Origin of the sequence: Variovorax sp. M-6 (assembly GCF_052114385.1) — a bacterium.
Classification (GTDB): domain Bacteria; phylum Pseudomonadota; class Gammaproteobacteria; order Burkholderiales; family Burkholderiaceae_C; genus Variovorax.
In genome coordinates this window covers 46243-62046 of the sequence record NZ_JBFREQ010000004.1, presented here as the reverse complement: position 1 = coordinate 62046, position 15804 = coordinate 46243, and the positions used below count along the sequence as shown (strand labels likewise).

The following is a 15804-nucleotide window of genomic DNA, read 5'->3' as shown; positions in this document are numbered from 1 at the left end:
GGCGGCCTTGGGGCGAGTCAGGCGATGGCTTGCTCGAAATCCGCGATCAGTTCGTCGGCCGACTCCAGTCCGACCGAGACCCGGACCAGCCCGTCGGCGATTCCCATCTCGGCGCGCACCACCGGCCCGGCCTCCCAGTAGATCGTCGGCGCCACCGGAATCACGAGCGTGCGGTTGTCGCCCAGGCCGGTGGCCTTGATCGCCAGCTGGAGCCGGTCGAGCATCGCCGGCATGCGCGCGCTGTCGTGCAGTTCGAAGGCCAGCAGCCAGGAGCCGGCCTTGAAGTGGCGCACGGCCAGCGCATGCTGCGGGTGGCTTTCGAGCATCGGGTAGTGCACCCTGCCGACCGCCGGATGCGCGTCGAGAAAACGCGCCAGCGCCAACGCGGTGGCGCTGGTCTGCGCGACCCGCAGCGACAGGGTCTCGGCGCCCAGGCTGATGCGGTGGGCCTGCTCGGGCGCCAGTGTGCCGCCCATGTCGCGCAGGCCTTTCTTGCGGATCTGCTGCAGGCCCCATTGGCGCGGGTCCATGGCGCGGTAGCTGGCCGCGATGTTGGGATAGCCGCGCCAGTCGAACTCGCCCGTGTCGGTGACCGCGCCGCCCAGCGCCGCGCCGTGCCCCGCGATGGTCTTGGTGAGCGAGTTCACGACCAGCCCGGCGCCCACGCTCTTCGGGCGGAAGAGGGCTGGCGAGGTGATCGTGTTGTCCACCACGTAGAGCAGCCCGCGCTCGCGGCACAGCGCGCCGATGGCCTCGAGGTCGGGAATCTGGGTGCCGGGGTTCGCGACCGTCTCGACGAACACCATGCGGGTCTCGGGCCGCAGCGCCGCGCGAACCTTGTCCGCCGACCCGGCGTCGACCTTGCTGACCGCCACGCCCAGATCGCCCAGCGTGCCGAACAGGCTGTTGGTGTTGCCGAAGACGTAGCGGCTGGCCACCAGGTGATCGCCCGCGCGCAGCAGCGTCAGGAAGAGGGCGCTCAGCGCGGCCATGCCGCTGGCGAAGCAGATGCTGCCGATGCCCTGTTCGAGCTGGCTGATCTTGGCTTCGAGCGCGGCGCTGGTCGGGGTGCCCTGGCGGGCATAGCTGAAGCTGTTCCTGACGGTGCCCTGGAAGACGCCGATCAGGTCCTCGACGCGGTCGAAGCCGTACTGCACCGAGGTGTGGATCGGCTTGTGGATCGCGCCGTGCTCGACGCCGTCCCGGCGATCGCCATGCAGCGTCTGCGAGGTGGGCGGAGGGAGCTCGTCGTCGGGCACGGCGGTCACCGCAGGACTTCGAGCAGCCGGTCGAGGCCGCCTTCGTTGATCGCAACCATGGCCTGTTCGCGCACCTTCGGCTTCGCGTGGTAGGCCACCGAGAGGCCGGCCTCGCCCATCATCGGCAGGTCATTGGCGCCGTCGCCCACGGCGATCGTCTCGGCGGCCGAGATGCCCAGCAGCGAAGCGACCTCGAGCAGCGTGCGGCGTTTCTCGGCACCGTCGCAGATGTCGCCCCAGGACTGCTGGACGACGCTGCCGGTGAGCTGGCCGTCGGCCTCGTCGAGCAGGTTCGAGCGCGCGAAATCCAGCCCCAGGCGCGCCTTCACCCGGTTGGCGAAGAAAGTGAAGCCGCCCGAGACCAGCAGGACCTTGAGCCCGGCGGCCTTGCAGGTCGCGACCAGTTGTTCCGCGCCCGGATTCAGCCGCAGCCGCTGGTCGTAGACCTGCTGCAGCGAGGCCACCGGAACGCCTTTGAGCAGGGCCACGCGGCGCCGCAGGCTTTCCTTGAAATCCTTGATCTCACCGCGCATCGTGGCCTCGGTGATGGCCGCGACTTCGGCCTTCTTGCCGACCGCGTCGGCGATCTCGTCGATGCACTCGATGTTGATCAGCGTCGAGTCCATGTCGAACGCGATCAGCTTGAAGTCGGCGAGCGCGAGCGGCGGCGTGAAGCGCTGGACGACCAGGCCGGGAGAGAGTTCTTTCATGCCGGTGCCGGCTCCTGTACTTTGGGTTGGCCCAGGCTGCGCAGCACGTCGCGCACCATCTGCGCGCGCTCCTTGGGCTCCTTCAGCTCGCGCTCGATGCGCAGCTTCTCGTTGCCCGCGAGCTTGATGTGCTTGTTCTTCTGGATCAGCTGGATGATGTTCATCGAATCGACCGGCGGGTCCTTCTTGAACGTGATGTGGATCACGCCCGGCGCGGCGTCGACCTTGACCACGCCGTAGGGCCGCGCCAGCACGCGCAGCCGGTGCACGTCGATCAGCGTCTGTCCCTGCGGCGGCAGCTTGCCGAAACGGTCGACGATTTCTTCCAGCAGGGTGTCGATCTGGTCGGGCGTCTTGGCCGTCGCGAGCTTCTTGTAGAACGACAGCCGCAGGTGCACGTCGCCGCAGTAGTCGTCGGGCAGCAGCGCCGGCGCATGCAGGTTGATCTCGGTCGTGACGGACAGCGGCGCCAGCAGGTCGGGCTCCTGGCCGGCCTTGAGCGAACGCACGGCCTCGGCCAGCATCTCGTTGTAGAGCTGGAAGCCGATCTCCAGCATGTTGCCGCTCTGGTTCTCGCCCAGCACCTCGCCGGCGCCGCGGATCTCGAGGTCGTGCATCGCGAGGTAGAAGCCCGAGCCGAGCTCTTCCATCTGCTGGATCGCGTCGAGCCGCTGCGCCGCCTGCTTGGTCAGGCCGTCGATGTCCGGCACCATCAGGTAGGCGTAGGCCTGGTGGTGGCTGCGKCCGACGCGGCCGCGCAGCTGGTGCAGCTGCGCCAGGCCGAACTTGTCGGCACGGCTCATCACGATGGTGTTGGCGGTCGGCACGTCGATGCCGGTCTCGATGATTGTCGAGCACAGGAGCAGGTTGTAGCGCTGGGCCACGAAGTCGCGCATCACGCGCTCGAGTTCGCGCTCGGGCATCTGTCCGTGCGCTACCGCGATGCGCGCCTCGGGCAATATCTGTTCGAGCTTCTGGCGCCGGTTCTCGATCGTCTCGACCTCGTTGTGCAGGAAGTAGACCTGCCCGCCGCGCTTGAGTTCGCGCAGCACGGCCTCGCGGATCACGCCGGTGCCTTCGTTGCGAACGAAGGTCTTGATCGCGAGCCGCCGCTGCGGCGCGGTGGCGATCACGCTGAGGTCGCGCAGCCYTTCGAGCGCCATGCCCAGCGTTCGCGGGATCGGCGTCGCCGTGAGCGTGAGCACATCGACCTCGGCGCGCATGGCCTTCATCGCTTCCTTGTGGCGGACGCCGAAACGATGCTCCTCGTCGATGATCAGCAGGCCCAGGTTCTTGAACTTGACCGACTGCGAAAGCAGCTTGTGCGTGCCCACCACGATGTCCACGCTGCCGTCGCCCAGCCCCTTGGCAGCGGTGGTGATTTCCTTGGCCGAGCGAAAGCGGCTCATCTCGGCCACCTTCACGGGCCACTTGGCGAAACGGTCGACCAGCGTCTGGTAGTGCTGCTCGGCCAGCAGCGTGGTGGGCGCCAGGAAGGCCACCTGCTTGCCGCCGGTCACCGCCACGAAGGCGGCCCTCAGCGCGACCTCGGTCTTGCCGAAGCCGACGTCGCCGCAGACCAGCCGGTCCATCGGCTGCGGCGAGATCATGTCCTGGATCACGGCGTGGATCGCGGCCTTCTGATCGGCGGTCTCGTCGAAGCCGAAGTCGTTGGCGAACACCTCGTAGTCGGCGGCCGAGAAGCGGAACGCATGGCCCTCGCGCGCCGCGCGGCGGGCGTAGATGTTGAGCAGCTCGGCGGCCGAATCGCGCACCTGTTCGGCGGCGCGACGCTTGGCCTTCTCCCACTGGCCCGAGCCGAGCTTGTGCAGCGGCGCCTCGTCGGCGCTGACGCCGGTGTAGCGGCTCACCAGGTGCAGCTGCGACACCGGCACGTAGAGCGTGGCCTTGTCGGCGTACTCCAGGTGCAGCATCTCCTGCAGCAGCGGCTTGCCCTCGGCATCCACGCCCTGGCCCAGGTCCATGTTGACCAGCCCGCGGTAGCGGCCGATGCCGTGCGCGGAATGCACCACCGGGTCGCCGATCGCGAGTTCGCTCAGGTCCTTGATCAGCGCCTCGACGTCGCTGACCTGCTCCTGCTTCTTGTTGCGGCGCCGGGTTGCCGGCGCGGTGGCGAACAGCTCGGTCTCGGTGACGAAGTCGATGCCCTGTTCGCGCCAGGCGAAGCCCGCCACCAGCGCGGCGGTCGCGATGCCGATCTTCTCGTCGGGCGAGGCCTCGAACTCGGCCAGCGAATCGAAGGCCGGCGGACCGACGCCGCTGGCGCGCAGGAAGTCGAGCAGGCTTTCGCGCCGGCCGTCGCTCTCGGCAATCACGAGCACGCGGTGCGGCGTGCTGCCGATGTGCTCCTTGAGCTTGACCAGCGGGTCGTCGGCGCCGCGCACCACCGCGAAGGGGGGCAGGGTGTCGAACTCGGCGTAGGGCGGCACATCGGCGGCCGCCTCGCCGCGGATGGCGAGCTGCGCGTGCGGCTTGGCGCGCTGGTAGAACTGCTCGGCGTTCAGGAACAGCGCCTCGGGCGGCAGCGCGGGCCGCTCAGGGTCGCCCTGCACCAGGCGGTAGCGCTCGCCGGTGTCCTGCCAGAAATGCTGGAAGGCCGGCTCCAGCTCGCCGTGCAGCACCACCGTCGCATCGGCGCCCAGGTAGTCGAAAACGGTCGCGGTTTCTTCGAAGAACAGCGGCAGGTAGTACTCGATGCCCGCCGTGGCGACGCCGTTGCCCATGTCCTTGTAGATCCGGCTGCGCGTCGGGTCGCCCTCGAGCAGTTCGCGCCAGCGGCTGCGAAAGCGCGCCCGCGCGTCGTCGTCCATCGGGAACTCGCGGCCCGGCAACAGCCGCACCTCGGGCACCGGGTAGAGGCTGCGCTGGGTGTCCGGGTCGAAGGTTCGGATCGAGTCGATCTCGTCGTCGAACAGGTCGACCCGGAACGGCACCGGCGAGCCCATCGGGAACAGGTCGATCAGGCCGCCGCGCACCGCGTACTCGCCCGGGCTCACCACCTGCGTCACATGGGTGTAGCCGGCCAGCGTGAGCTGGGCCTTGAGCTTGGAATCCTGCAGCTTCTGGCCGCTCTTGAAATGGAAGGTGTAGCCGGCCAGGAAGGCCGGCGGCGCCAGCTTGTAGAGCGCGGTGGTGGCGGGCACCAGCACCACGTCGGCCTCTTTCTGGCTGATGCGCCAGAGGGTCGCGAGCCGCTCGCTGATCAGGTCCTGGTGCGGCGAGAAGCTGTCGTAGGGCAGCGTTTCCCAGTCCGGAAACAGCGCGCAGCGCAGGCCCGGCGCGAAGAAGGCGATCTCGTCGATCAGCCGCTGCGCGTCGTTGGCGTCGGCGGTGAACACCGCGGTCGCGCGGCCGGCCGTTTTCTCGCGCTCGGCCAGTTGCGCCAGCATCAGCGCGTCGGCCGACAGCGGAGGGCGCGGCAGCGTGAAGCGCTTGCCCGCCGTGAGTTGGGGGAGGTCCATGGAGTGCCCGGGAAATGCAGAACACCCCGCGCCGGTCGGCGAGGGGTGTGCGAAGCCCGATTCTAGAATGGCTGCCCCTTTGTCGCTGGCCGCCATTGCACCCCCCCATGTCCGCTTCCCGTCTTTTCGTCCTGATCCCCTGCGCGGGCTCCGGCAGCCGTGCCGGCAGCACCGGCCCCAAGCAGTACCAGCGTATCGCCGGCCGCCCGATGGTCGAACACACGCTGGAGGCTTTCCGCGCCCTGGCCGGAACCTTCGCCGGGCTGGCGCTGGTGGTGGCCCCCGGCGATGCCGACGTCGGCATCGTGCTGCCGCGCTTTCCGGCCGAGCGCGAACACCTGCTGCGGGTTGGCGGCGCCAGTCGGGCCGCGACGGTGCGCAACGGGCTGCGCTCGCTGCGGCAGCTCGGTGCCGAGCCGCACGACTGGGTGCTGGTGCACGATGCCGCGCGCTGCCTGGTCACGCCGACCCAGATCGAGGCGCTGATCGCGGCCTGCGAGCACGACGCGGTTGGCGGCCTGCTGGCGCACCGGCTGGCGGACACGCTCAAGGTCGCCACGCCCGACGGCCGGGTTGCGGGCACGGCGACCCGCGCCGACAAGTGGCTGGCCCAGACGCCCCAGATGTTCCGCATCGGCATGCTGCTCGACGCGCTGGAGCGCAGCGGCGATGCGGTGACCGACGAGGCCAGCGCGATCGAGGCCATCGGCCTGGCCCCGCTGCTGGTGCCGGGCAGCGCGCAGAACTTCAAGCTCACCTTTGCGGAGGACTTCGCGCTGGCGGAGTCGATCCTGCGCAGCCGCCGGAGCAAGCCATGAACGGTTCCGACATCCGCATCGGCGAAGGCTGGGACATCCACCAGCTGGTGGCCGGCCGCAAGCTGATACTCGGCGGTGTCGAGGTGCCCCACGGCACCGGTCTGCTGGGGCATTCGGACGCCGACGTGTTGCTGCACGCGATCACCGATGCGCTGCTCGGCGCCGCCGGCCTCGGCGACATCGGCCGCCATTTCCCCGACACCGATCCCCAGTTCCGCGGCGCGGATTCATCGGTGCTGCTCGCTGAGGCGGCGCGCCGGGTACGCGCCGCCGGCTGGCAGATCGGCAACGTCGACAGCACCGTCATCGCGCAGGCGCCGAAGCTGGCGCCGCACATCCCGGCGATGTGCCAGCGCATCGCCGCGGCGCTCGGCATCGTGGTCGAGCAGGTGAACGTCAAGGCCAAGACCGCCGAGAAGATGGGCCCCGTGGGCGAGGGCAGGGCGATGGAAGCGCGCGCCGTTGTCCTGCTGTTCCGCTAGCCCCCACGCTCCGCACTTCGTGTCGTCGCTGCCCCCCGAGGGGGCCGCAGGCCGCCTTGGGGCCGCCCGGCGCCGGCCAGGCTAGGCCTTGGCGGCCGCCCCCGGCGCCTGCTTGTCCTTGGCCGCCGCATCGCCCTTGACCGAGGCCGCGCGCGGCATCCGGATGTGCGCCGCCAGCCCGCGCCCCGGCGTGCTGGTGAGCGCGAAGGTGCCGCCCATGCGCTCGATGTTCTTGGTCACGATCGACAGACCCAGTCCGGCGCCGGCCGCCGAGGTGCGCGCCACGTCGCCGCGGAAGAAGGGCTTGCTCAACTGCGACAGCATCGCGGGCGCGACGCCGGCGCCGTGGTCGCGCACCTTGATCAGCACCGCATCGTTGTGCGCCTGGGCCTGGATCGTGATGTCGGCGACGCCGGTGGAAGGCGTCTTGCCGTAGCGGCGTGCGTTCTCGACCAGGTTGGAGATCACCCGCTGCAGCTCGACCTCGTCGGCCATCACCCGGAGGTCGGCCGGCACGTCGACCGTGATCTTGATGTCCTCGTGGTCCTGCACGGCGTAGGTGCAGGCGTCGATCACGTCGCGCAGCAGCACCGGCCGGAAGTCGACGTGGTCGGGTCGCGCGTAGTCGAGGAACTTGTCGATGATCGCGTCGAGCTGCGCGATGTCGGCCGCCATGTGGTCGCGTGCGTCCTCGTCGGCCACGCTCATCTCGGTCTCCAGTCGCAGCCGCGCCAGCGGCGTGCGCAGGTCGTGCGAGATGCCGGCCAGCATCACGGCGCGGTCCTGCTCGATCTTGGCGAGCTGGTCGGCCATCCGGTTGAAGCCGACATTGACCGCCCGGATCTCGTTGGTGCGGGCCCGCTCGTCGAGCCGGTGCGCCTCGTACTCGCCCTCGCGCACCTGCAGCGTGGCCTGCGACAGCTGCTTCAGCGGCCGGTTGATCAGCCGCGTGATCAGCGCCGCGCCGGCCAGCGAGAGCGCCATCGTGGTCGCCAGCCAGATCATCCAGGTGCGGCGGTCGAGGCGGCTGAAGCGCGTCGGGTCGACCAGCAGCCAGTAGGTGTCGCTCTCGATCGTGAAGCCGATCCACAGGCCCGGCTCCTCGTTGACGCGGCTGGCGACGGTGGTGCCTTCGCCGAGCCGCGCGATCAGCTCCTCGGTCACCCGTTGGTCGAGCGCTCCGCTGGTGTAGGGCATGAAACGGTCGCCGGGCTCGCGCGGCAGGATCCGCACGCCTTCCTGGTCGGCCAGGGTCTTGATCAGCGACACGCGCGTGATGGCGTCGGAGTACACCAGCGCCGCTCGCGTCAGGTTCACCAGCGAGGCGATCTGGTGGGCGGTCTGGATCGCGCGCGGCTCGTACTCCAGCGCGCGGAAGGTTTGCAGCCAGGCCACTGTGCAGCCCACCAGCAGCAGCACCAGCAGGAAGAAGGTGCGCCAGAAGAGGCTGAGCCCCAGGTGCAGCCGCTTCCTGCGACGGCGCGCGCCGATGCTGCCCAGAGGGCTCGGCAGCGTGCCCTGGGTGCTGTCCTCGAGCGGGCTGGGCTGGGTGGTCTGGGGGCCGATGCCTGCGGCCATCCGTCAGCGCTTCAGGTCGTGCCGTCCGGCACGAACACGTAGCCGACGCCCCAGACCGTCTGGATGTAGCGCGGCGCCGCGGCGTCGGATTCGACCAGCTTGCGCAGGCGCGAGATCTGCACGTCCAGGCTGCGGTCGAAGGGCTCGAATTCGCGCCCGCGCGCCAACTGCGCCAGTTTCTCGCGCGACAGCGGCTGCCGGGGGTGGCGCACCAGCGCCTTCAGCATCGCGAACTCGCCGGTGGTCAGCGAGAGTTCCTCGCCGTCCTTCTTGAGGGTGCGCGAACCGAGGTCGAAGCTGAAGGGGCCGAAGTTCACGGTCTCGTTGTCGGTCGACGGGGCGCCGGGCGCCTCCAGCGGCGGGCGCCGCCGCAGCACCGCATGCACCCGGGCCAGCAGTTCGCGCGGATTGAACGGTTTGCCGAGGTAGTCGTCGGCGCCGACTTCGAGCCCGACGATGCGGTCGACGTCCTCGCCTTTGGCGGTCAGCATGATGATGGGCGTGCGGTCGTTGGCGGCACGCAAGCGGCGGCAGACCGAGAGGCCGTCTTCGCCGGGCATCATGAGATCGAGCACGATCAGGTCGACCGTGTCGCGCAGCAGGATGCGGTTGAGAGCCTTGCCGTCTTCCGCCACGATGACCTCGAAACCTTCCTGGGTCAGGTAGCGGCGCAGCAGGTCGCGGATGCGTGCGTCGTCGTCGACGATCACGATCTTGTCTGTGCGAGCGGGAGCTTGATTCATTTTCACAACGCCGAATTTGTAACAACGCCAATTCTGAAGCCGTTAAGGGTCCATTGGCCGGCTTTGGGGTAGGTGTTGACACTAAGTTACAAAACTTGCGGACGCTAGCGGTCGGGACGTCTGCGCCTTGCAAGGCGATGGCACAGTGACCCGTCGTCACTTCTTGCCGCCATGAAATCCAACCTCCTCATGCTGTCATTGCTGCTTGCCTCCTGGGGCTTGCCGACCTGGGCCGGCCCCGCCGGAATGCTGGGCGCGGGCAACGCCCCCCGCATGGAGGCGCGAGATGGCGGCGCCGGGCGGCGCCTGTCGCCTGCCGAACTGGCCCAGCTTCGCCAGCAGGTGCGCCAGCAGTGGGCGCCGGCGCCGGAAGGCGTGCGGTCGGCAGAATCGCAGCCGGCTGAGCGCATGATGCCGGACGCGCCATCCAAGGGCGCGTCGACCACCCCGCGCAGCCAGCGGCCCTGAGCCGCGGCAGGTCGGGGCTCTTTTCTTTCATCCGAGGATTTGCTGATTTGAACAATGTCAAATGGATGGCGGCCTGTGCCGTCTTGATGGGCGCTGGTGCCGCCTGGGCCCAGGGCGTGACCCTCCCGCCGCCGCAGAACGTGCTTCAGCTGTCGGCCGATTCGACGGTCGAGGTCCAGCAGGACCTGCTGAGCATGACGCTCAACACCACCCGCGAGGCGGCGGATGCGGCCACGGTGCAGACGCAGTTGCGCACCGCGCTCGACGCTGCCTTGACCGAGGCGCGCAAGAACGCCCAGCCGGGCCAGCTCGACGTGCGCACCGGCAATTTCAATCTGGCGCCGCGCTACAGCCGCGATGGCAAGATGACCGGCTGGCGCGGCACGGCTTCGCTGGTGCTCGAGGGCCGGGACTTCCCGCGCATCACGCAGACCGCAGCCCGGATCAGCACCCTGACGATCGCCAACATCGGCTTCGGCCTGAGCCGCGAGCAGCAGGCCAAGACCCAGACCGAGGCGCAGGGCGTCGCGATCGACAACTTCAAGCAGCGCGCCGACGAACTCGCCAAGCGCTTCGGCTTCAGCGGCTACACGCTGCGTGAAGTGGCGGTCAACGCCCATCTCGGCGGCCCCGTGCAGCCGCGCATGATGTCGATGGACGCCATGGCGAAGTCGAGCGGCGACGCCCCGGTGCCGATCGAGGCCGGCAAGGCCAACGTGGTGGTCAATGTCTCGGGCTCGGTGCAGCTGAAGTAGCCCGGGGCCGCCGGGCAGGGCAGGCCTACTGGGCGGTCCAGCCGCCGTCCACCTGCCAGGCGACGCCGCGCACCTGGTCGGCCGCCGGCGAGCACAGGAACACCGCCAGCCCGGCCAATTGCTCCACGGTGGTGAACTGCAGCGAAGGCTGCTTCTCGCCCAGCAGCTCGTTCTGCGCCTGCGCCAGCGAAATGCCCTCGCGCGCCGAGCGGTCGTCGATCTGCTTCTGCACCAGCGCGGTCAACACCCATCCGGGGCAGATCGCGTTGCTGGTGACGCCGGTGGTGGCGGTCTCGAGCGCCACCGACTTGGTGAAGCCGACGATCCCGTGCTTGGCCGCGACGTAGGCCGATTTCTGCGCCGAGGCCACCAGGCCATGCGCGGAGGCGATGTTGATGATGCGGCCCCAGTTGGCTTCACGCATCGCCGGCACGGCCAGCCGCGTGGTGTGGAACGCGCTCGTGAGATTGATCGCGATCACCGCGTCCCAGCGCTCCACCGGAAAGTCCTCGACCTTCGCGACATGCTGGATGCCGGCGTTGTTCACGAGCACGTCGATGCGGCCGAAGCGGCTGGCGGCGAACTTCATCATGTCCTCGATGTCGGCGGCGCGGCTCATGTCGGCGCCGTGGTGCTCGACCTTCACGCCCAGCGCGGCGATCTCGGCCTTCGGTCCTTCCGTATCGCCGAAGCCGTTGAGCACGATGTTCGCGCCTTGGCCGGCGAGCGCTTTCGCGATGCCGAGCCCGATGCCACTGGTGGACCCCGTGACAAGCGCGGTTTTGCCTTTGAGCATGATGACTATCTCCGAATGAATTAGGATGCAACGAGCCCATTATCTTCATCGAGATTCCGCCCTTTTCATGATCGAGCCCGCCCTTTCTCACGTTCCTCGTGAAGCTCGCGGGCTCGCCGGGCGACAGTCGCTTTCCTGGTGGTCGAACCCGTGAAGCGCGAACAATCCAACCTCCACGTGCCCGCGCCGTCCGACTCGCTGGTGGTCGACTATCCGTTGTCCGCGGCGACCGCCGAGCGCACGCCAGTGATGGAGAACATGCTGGCCCGCGCCCGCGCCTTCGCCGAGCCCCTGATTGCCGATGAAACGCTGGACACCGGCGAGAACACGCTCGCGCACGCCGATGCGGTGGCGGCGATCGTTCGTGCGATGGGCGGCTCCGAGGCCATGCAGGCCGCCAGCTACCTGGTCTATTCGTGCCAGCACCTGAACCGTCCGCAGGAGGTGATCGCCAAGGTGTTCGGCGACAACTTCGCGGCGCTCGCGGTCGAGACCACCAAGCTCGTGCACGTGCAGAAGCAGGCCCGCACGGCCACCGCCAACGCCCACTTGGCCGACAGTGCCGGCACCCAGACCGAGAACGTGCGTAAGATGCTGCTGGCGTTCTCGCGCGACCTGCGCGTAGTGATGCTGAGGCTGGCTTCGCGGCTGCAGACCCTGCGATACGCAGCGGCCAGCAAGCAGCCGCTGCCCGAGAACGTGGCGCGCGAATCGCTGCAGGTGTTCGCGCCGCTGGCGAACCGGCTGGGCATCTGGCAGGTCAAGTGGGAAATCGAAGATCTGTCCTTCCGATTCCTCGAACCCGAGACCTACAAGCTGATCGCGCGCCTGCTCGACGAGAAGCGCATCGAGCGCGAAGGCTATGTCGAGCAGTTGCGTGTCCGCCTCGAGCGCGACCTGGCCGCCGAGGGCATCCAGGCCAAGGTGCAGGGGCGGCCGAAGAACATCTACAGCATCGTCAAGAAGATGCGCGGCAAGTCGCTCGACTTCGCGCAGGTGTTCGACATCATGGCGCTGCGCGTCGTGGTGGCCGATGTCAAGGACTGCTATGCGGCGCTGGCCTGGGTGCACTCGCACTTCCAGCCGATCGACGAGGAGTTCGACGACTACATCGCGCGCCCGAAGCCCAACGGCTACCAGTCGCTGCACACGGTGGTGCGCGACGTGGTCGACGGTCATGTCGGCAAGCCGATCGAGATCCAGATCCGCACCGAGCAGATGCACGACCATGCCGAGCACGGCGTGGCTGCCCACTGGGCCTACAAGGAGGCCGGCCACAAGGGTTATGCGGGTGTCTGGGCCAGCGGCGAATACGACGCCAAGATCGCGGTGCTGCGGCAGCTGCTGGCCTGGGAGCGGGACCTCTCGGGCGGCCAGCGCGGCCAGGGCCTGTTCGACGACCGCATCTACGTGCTCACGCCCGACGCCGCGATCGTCGAGCTGCCGCAGGGCGCGACCGCGGTCGACTTCGCCTACACGGTGCACACCAGCCTCGGCCATCGCTGCCGCGGCGCGCGCGTCGACGGTGCGATGGTGCCGCTCAACACGCCTCTGCAGAACGGCCAGACGGTCGAGATCATCGCTGCCAAGGAGGGTGGCCCGTCGCGCGACTGGCTGAACGCCGATCTGGGTTATCTGGCCAGCCATCGGGCGCGCGCCAAGGTGCGCGCCTGGTTCAACGCGCAGATCACGCACGAGACGGTGGCGCGCGGCCGCGAGGCGGTCGAGAAGCTGCTGCAGCGCGAAGGCAAGACCGCGCTGAAGCTCGACGACCTCGCCTCGCAGCTGGGGTTCAAGTCGGCCGACAACCTGTTCGAGGTGGTGGGCAAGGACGAGTTCTCGCTGCGCAACATCGAGATGCTGCTGCGCCCGCCGGAGCCCGCGCCGGGGCCGGACGACGGCGTCATCATCAAGAAGTCGCGCGGCAGCGAGCAGGCGGGCCGCGGCGGCGTGCTGGTGGTCGGCGTCTCGTCGCTCATGACGCAGCTCGCCAAGTGCTGCAAGCCGGCGCCGCCGGACACCATCCGCGGCTTCGTGACCAAGGGCCATGGTGTCAGCGTGCACCGCTCGGACTGCAGCAACTTCCGCACGATGGCGGCACAGAACGGCGAGCGCGTGATCGATGTGGAGTGGGGTGCGCCGAAGGGCGATGCGGGTTCCGTCTACGCCGTCGACATCGCGGTGGAGGCCGCCGACAGGCAGGGCCTGCTGCGCGACATCTCGGACGTGCTCGCGCGCGAGAAGATGAACGTGATCGGCGTGCAGACTCAATCGGTGAAGGGCACCGCATGGATGACTTTCACGATCGAGATCGCCGACGTCACGCGGCTCAAGCAGGTGCTCGGCGTGGTCGCCGCGGTGGCCGGTGTGCGTTCTGCACGACGCCGCTGAAAAGCGCCCAAATAGCCTGCTATACTTCGGCCTCTCGAATACAACCTCAGGCGCGTAGCTCAGCTGGTTAGAGCACCACCTTGACATGGTGGGGGTCGTTGGTTCGAGTCCAATCGCGCCTACCAAATTTCTCCCTCTGAAAGTGACCAGCTTTCAGGCCCTGCGGGAGATTGATGGGAGATTCCGGTCCCCAGCGGACGGAATCTTTTTCTTCCTCGACATCACGGTGTCTTGCACGCCGACGCCAACGTCTGCCGTTGGCCGCCGAGGCGGACTTCATCGGCTCGAGCCCCTTCTCGACGTCCTCCCCTGAGTTGCCTGGCCATGGCCGTCGGGCTTGCTCTGCGTCAACGGGTCGCGCCATTGCGCGTTGAATCGGCTCGCCCCTTCCATCAATCTCCACCAAGGAACTGCCATGAGCAAGATAGTCGCCATCACGATCGCCGGCCTCTTCGCTGCCGGTGCCTATGCCCAGAACCCTCCGGGCACGACGTCCCAGGAGCAGGTGATCACCAACAGCAAGCAGCAGGACAAAGCTCAGGCCAGGGTCGATGCACGGCCGCAGGGCAAGTTGAAGACGCAAGGCGGCGACACGGCGATGTCGGCCCAGAACGATGCGATCGGCACCGGCAAGGCGGCAGCAGCGGGCGAGGCGCGCGTCGATACCCGCGATGCCCGCCATCCGACGCGGAAGCCGTCCAAGCAGGGCGGCACGCCTGACATGCCGGGCGCCAAGTAGGCAGGCAACTCGAGCCCCGCCCGGGGCGCGATCTAGGAAGAGGCGCCCGTGCGCACGATGAAGTGCGCCGGACTCAGACCACGCCCTGTGCCAGCATCGCGTCCGCCACCTTGACGAAGCCGGCGACGTTGGCGCCATCGACGTAGCTGACCGTGCCGTCCTCCCGGCGGCCGTGGCGCATGCAGTCCTCGTGGATGTTGCGCATGATCGAGCGCAGCCGCGCATCGACCTCCTCGCGCGGCCAGGAAATGCGCATGGCGTTCTGGCTCATCTCCAGGCCGGAGGTCGCCACGCCGCCGGCATTGCTGGCCTTGCCGGGCGCGAAGAGGACGCCGCTGTGTTCGAACGTCTCGATGGCGGCCATCGTGGATGGCATGTTCGCGCCCTCCGCGACGCAGAGCACGCCGTTCTTCACGAGCGTGGCGGCGTCGTCCTTGTCCAGTTCGTTCTGCGTTGCGCAGGGCAGCGCCACGTCGACCGGCACGTGCCAGGGGCTGCGTCCCGGGAGGAACTGGGCGCCCACCTGTTCGGCGTAGTCGCCGACGCGCCCGTACAGGTGGTTCTTCACCTCCATCAGCTGCGCCAGTTTTGCCGGCGTGAATCCGGCTTCGTCGAAGACGGTGCCGCTCGAGTCGGAGACGGTCACCACCTTGGCGCCCAATGCCATGGCCTTTTCCACCGCGTACTGGGCCACATTGCCGGAGCCGGAAACGCTGACGCGCAGGCCCTCGAAGCCGAGGCCCTTCTGCCGCAGCATCTCTTCGGCGAAGTACACCGTGCCGTAGCCCGTGGCTTCCGGGCGCATCAGCGAACCGCCGTAGCTCAGGCCCTTGCCGGTGAAGACGCAGTCGGCGCCGTTGCTGAGCTTCTTCACCATGCCTGCCATGAACCCGATCTCCCGGGCGCCGACGCCGATGTCCCCGGCCGGAACGTCCCGGTCGGCCCCGATGTGGCGGAACAGTTCGGTCACGAAGGCCTGGCAGAAACGCATGATCTCGCCCGGACTGCGGCCCTTGGGGTCGAAGTCGGAGCCGCCCTTGCCGCCGCCCATGGGCAGGGTCGTCAGGGCGTTCTTCAGGGTTTGCTCGAAGGCGAGGAACTTCAGGATCGAGAGATTGACCGACGGGTGAAACCGCAGCCCGCCCTTGTACGGACCGATCGCCGAACTGTGCTGGACGCGGTAGCCTCGATGGACCTGGACCTGGCCGCTGTCGTCGACCCACGAGACCCTGAAGATGACGATCCGCTCGGGTTCGATCAACCGGTCCAGCAAGCCATGCTCGGCGTAGCCGGGGTGCTTGTCGATGTGCGGCCACAAGCTTTTCATCACTTCGGCGATGGCCTGCAGATACTCGGGCTGGGCGGGATTGCGCGCTTGCGCGCGGTTCAGGAAATCTTCGAGTGACTTGTATTTCATCTTTTGGCGTAGTCCGGTCACGGCCTGGTGGAGGGAAAGAGACGGCGAAGTGTGAACGATGCGTCCGTCTGAACGAGGGAAATGCCCCACAGCGGGGTCGGGTGCCGAGAGGGCCTATGGCATTCGGCGACTGCAAGGCCGACTTCAGTTGTGGTAACTTGATTGT

13 protein-coding genes and 1 tRNA gene are annotated in these 15804 nt (G+C 68.3%); 7 read left to right on the top strand and 7 right to left on the bottom strand.

The features are described 5' to 3' along the window. Nucleotides 1-17: 17 nt before the first annotated feature. Genes AB4Z46_RS06155 through mfd form a run of 3 tightly spaced genes read right to left on the bottom strand, consistent with a single transcriptional unit; the run spans nucleotide 18 to nucleotide 5451 of the window. Nucleotides 18-1268, bottom strand: a complete 1251-nt coding sequence (locus tag AB4Z46_RS06155) for a cystathionine gamma-synthase family protein (protein ID WP_442282596.1) — start codon at nucleotides 1266-1268, stop codon at nucleotides 18-20. Further along, nucleotides 1265-1969 (bottom strand): phosphoserine phosphatase SerB, encoded by a 705-nt coding sequence (gene serB, locus AB4Z46_RS06150; protein ID WP_442282595.1) that lies wholly within the window; start codon nucleotides 1967-1969, stop codon nucleotides 1265-1267. Before serB ends, AB4Z46_RS06155 begins: the two co-directional genes overlap by 4 nt. After that, nucleotides 1966-5451, bottom strand: coding sequence for a transcription-repair coupling factor (gene mfd, locus AB4Z46_RS06145; RefSeq protein WP_442282594.1), 3486 nt, complete (start codon nucleotides 5449-5451; stop codon nucleotides 1966-1968). Before mfd ends, serB begins: the two co-directional genes overlap by 4 nt. A 107-nt stretch (nucleotides 5452-5558) precedes the next feature. Between mfd and ispD the strand changes: the two genes are divergently transcribed. Then, the gene (gene ispD / locus AB4Z46_RS06140; protein ID WP_442282593.1) at nucleotides 5559-6269 is read left to right on the top strand and encodes a 2-C-methyl-D-erythritol 4-phosphate cytidylyltransferase; all 711 of its coding nucleotides are present in this window, start codon (nucleotides 5559-5561) and stop codon (nucleotides 6267-6269) included. Continuing rightward, the gene (gene ispF, locus AB4Z46_RS06135; protein WP_442282592.1) at nucleotides 6266-6751 is read left to right on the top strand and encodes a 2-C-methyl-D-erythritol 2,4-cyclodiphosphate synthase; all 486 of its coding nucleotides are present in this window, start codon (nucleotides 6266-6268) and stop codon (nucleotides 6749-6751) included. The genes ispD and ispF overlap by 4 nt, the downstream gene beginning before the upstream one ends. An 81-nt stretch (nucleotides 6752-6832) precedes the next feature. Here ispF and AB4Z46_RS06130 read toward each other — a convergent pair whose 3' ends face one another. Both AB4Z46_RS06130 and ompR read right to left on the bottom strand, forming a co-directional pair. Further along, nucleotides 6833-8329: an ATP-binding protein gene (locus AB4Z46_RS06130; RefSeq protein ID WP_442282591.1), complete on the bottom strand. Its 1497-nt coding sequence runs from the start codon at nucleotides 8327-8329 to the stop codon at nucleotides 6833-6835. An 11-nt stretch (nucleotides 8330-8340) separates the two neighbouring features. Beyond that, on the bottom strand, nucleotides 8341-9072 hold the full coding sequence (ompR, locus tag AB4Z46_RS06125; RefSeq protein WP_028250078.1) for an osmolarity response regulator transcription factor OmpR: 732 nt from the start codon (nucleotides 9070-9072) through the stop codon (nucleotides 8341-8343). A gap of 171 nt (nucleotides 9073-9243) precedes the next feature. On the opposite strand from ompR, the gene AB4Z46_RS06120 reads away from it, so the two are divergent. Then, the gene (locus AB4Z46_RS06120; RefSeq protein WP_442282590.1) at nucleotides 9244-9540 is read left to right on the top strand and encodes a hypothetical protein; all 297 of its coding nucleotides are present in this window, start codon (nucleotides 9244-9246) and stop codon (nucleotides 9538-9540) included. A gap of 65 nt (nucleotides 9541-9605) precedes the next feature. Continuing rightward, a complete protein-coding gene (locus AB4Z46_RS06115) occupies nucleotides 9606-10295 on the top strand; it encodes an SIMPL domain-containing protein (RefSeq protein ID WP_442282818.1) in 690 nt (229 codons plus the stop codon). Nucleotides 10296-10320: 25 nt separating this feature from the next. On the opposite strand, the gene AB4Z46_RS06110 is transcribed toward AB4Z46_RS06115, so the two are convergent. After that, nucleotides 10321-11091, bottom strand: coding sequence for a 3-hydroxybutyrate dehydrogenase (locus AB4Z46_RS06110; RefSeq protein ID WP_442282589.1), 771 nt, complete (start codon nucleotides 11089-11091; stop codon nucleotides 10321-10323). A 249-nt stretch (nucleotides 11092-11340) separates the two neighbouring features. Between AB4Z46_RS06110 and AB4Z46_RS06105 the strand changes: the two genes are divergently transcribed. From AB4Z46_RS06105 to AB4Z46_RS06095, 3 genes are all read left to right on the top strand, one after another. Continuing rightward, complete coding sequence (locus AB4Z46_RS06105) at nucleotides 11341-13482, top strand: RelA/SpoT family protein (protein ID WP_442282817.1); 2142 nt, start codon at nucleotides 11341-11343, stop codon at nucleotides 13480-13482. 48 nt (nucleotides 13483-13530) lie between these two features. After that, a tRNA-Val gene (locus AB4Z46_RS06100) sits at nucleotides 13531-13607 on the top strand. 290 nt (nucleotides 13608-13897) lie between these two features. After that, complete coding sequence (locus AB4Z46_RS06095; RefSeq protein WP_442282588.1) at nucleotides 13898-14221, top strand: cell envelope biogenesis protein TolA; 324 nt, start codon at nucleotides 13898-13900, stop codon at nucleotides 14219-14221. Nucleotides 14222-14294: 73 nt separating this feature from the next. Here AB4Z46_RS06095 and gdhA read toward each other — a convergent pair whose 3' ends face one another. After that, the gene (gdhA, locus tag AB4Z46_RS06090) at nucleotides 14295-15638 is read right to left on the bottom strand and encodes an NADP-specific glutamate dehydrogenase (protein ID WP_442282587.1); all 1344 of its coding nucleotides are present in this window, start codon (nucleotides 15636-15638) and stop codon (nucleotides 14295-14297) included. Between the last annotated feature and the right edge of the window lie 166 nt (nucleotides 15639-15804).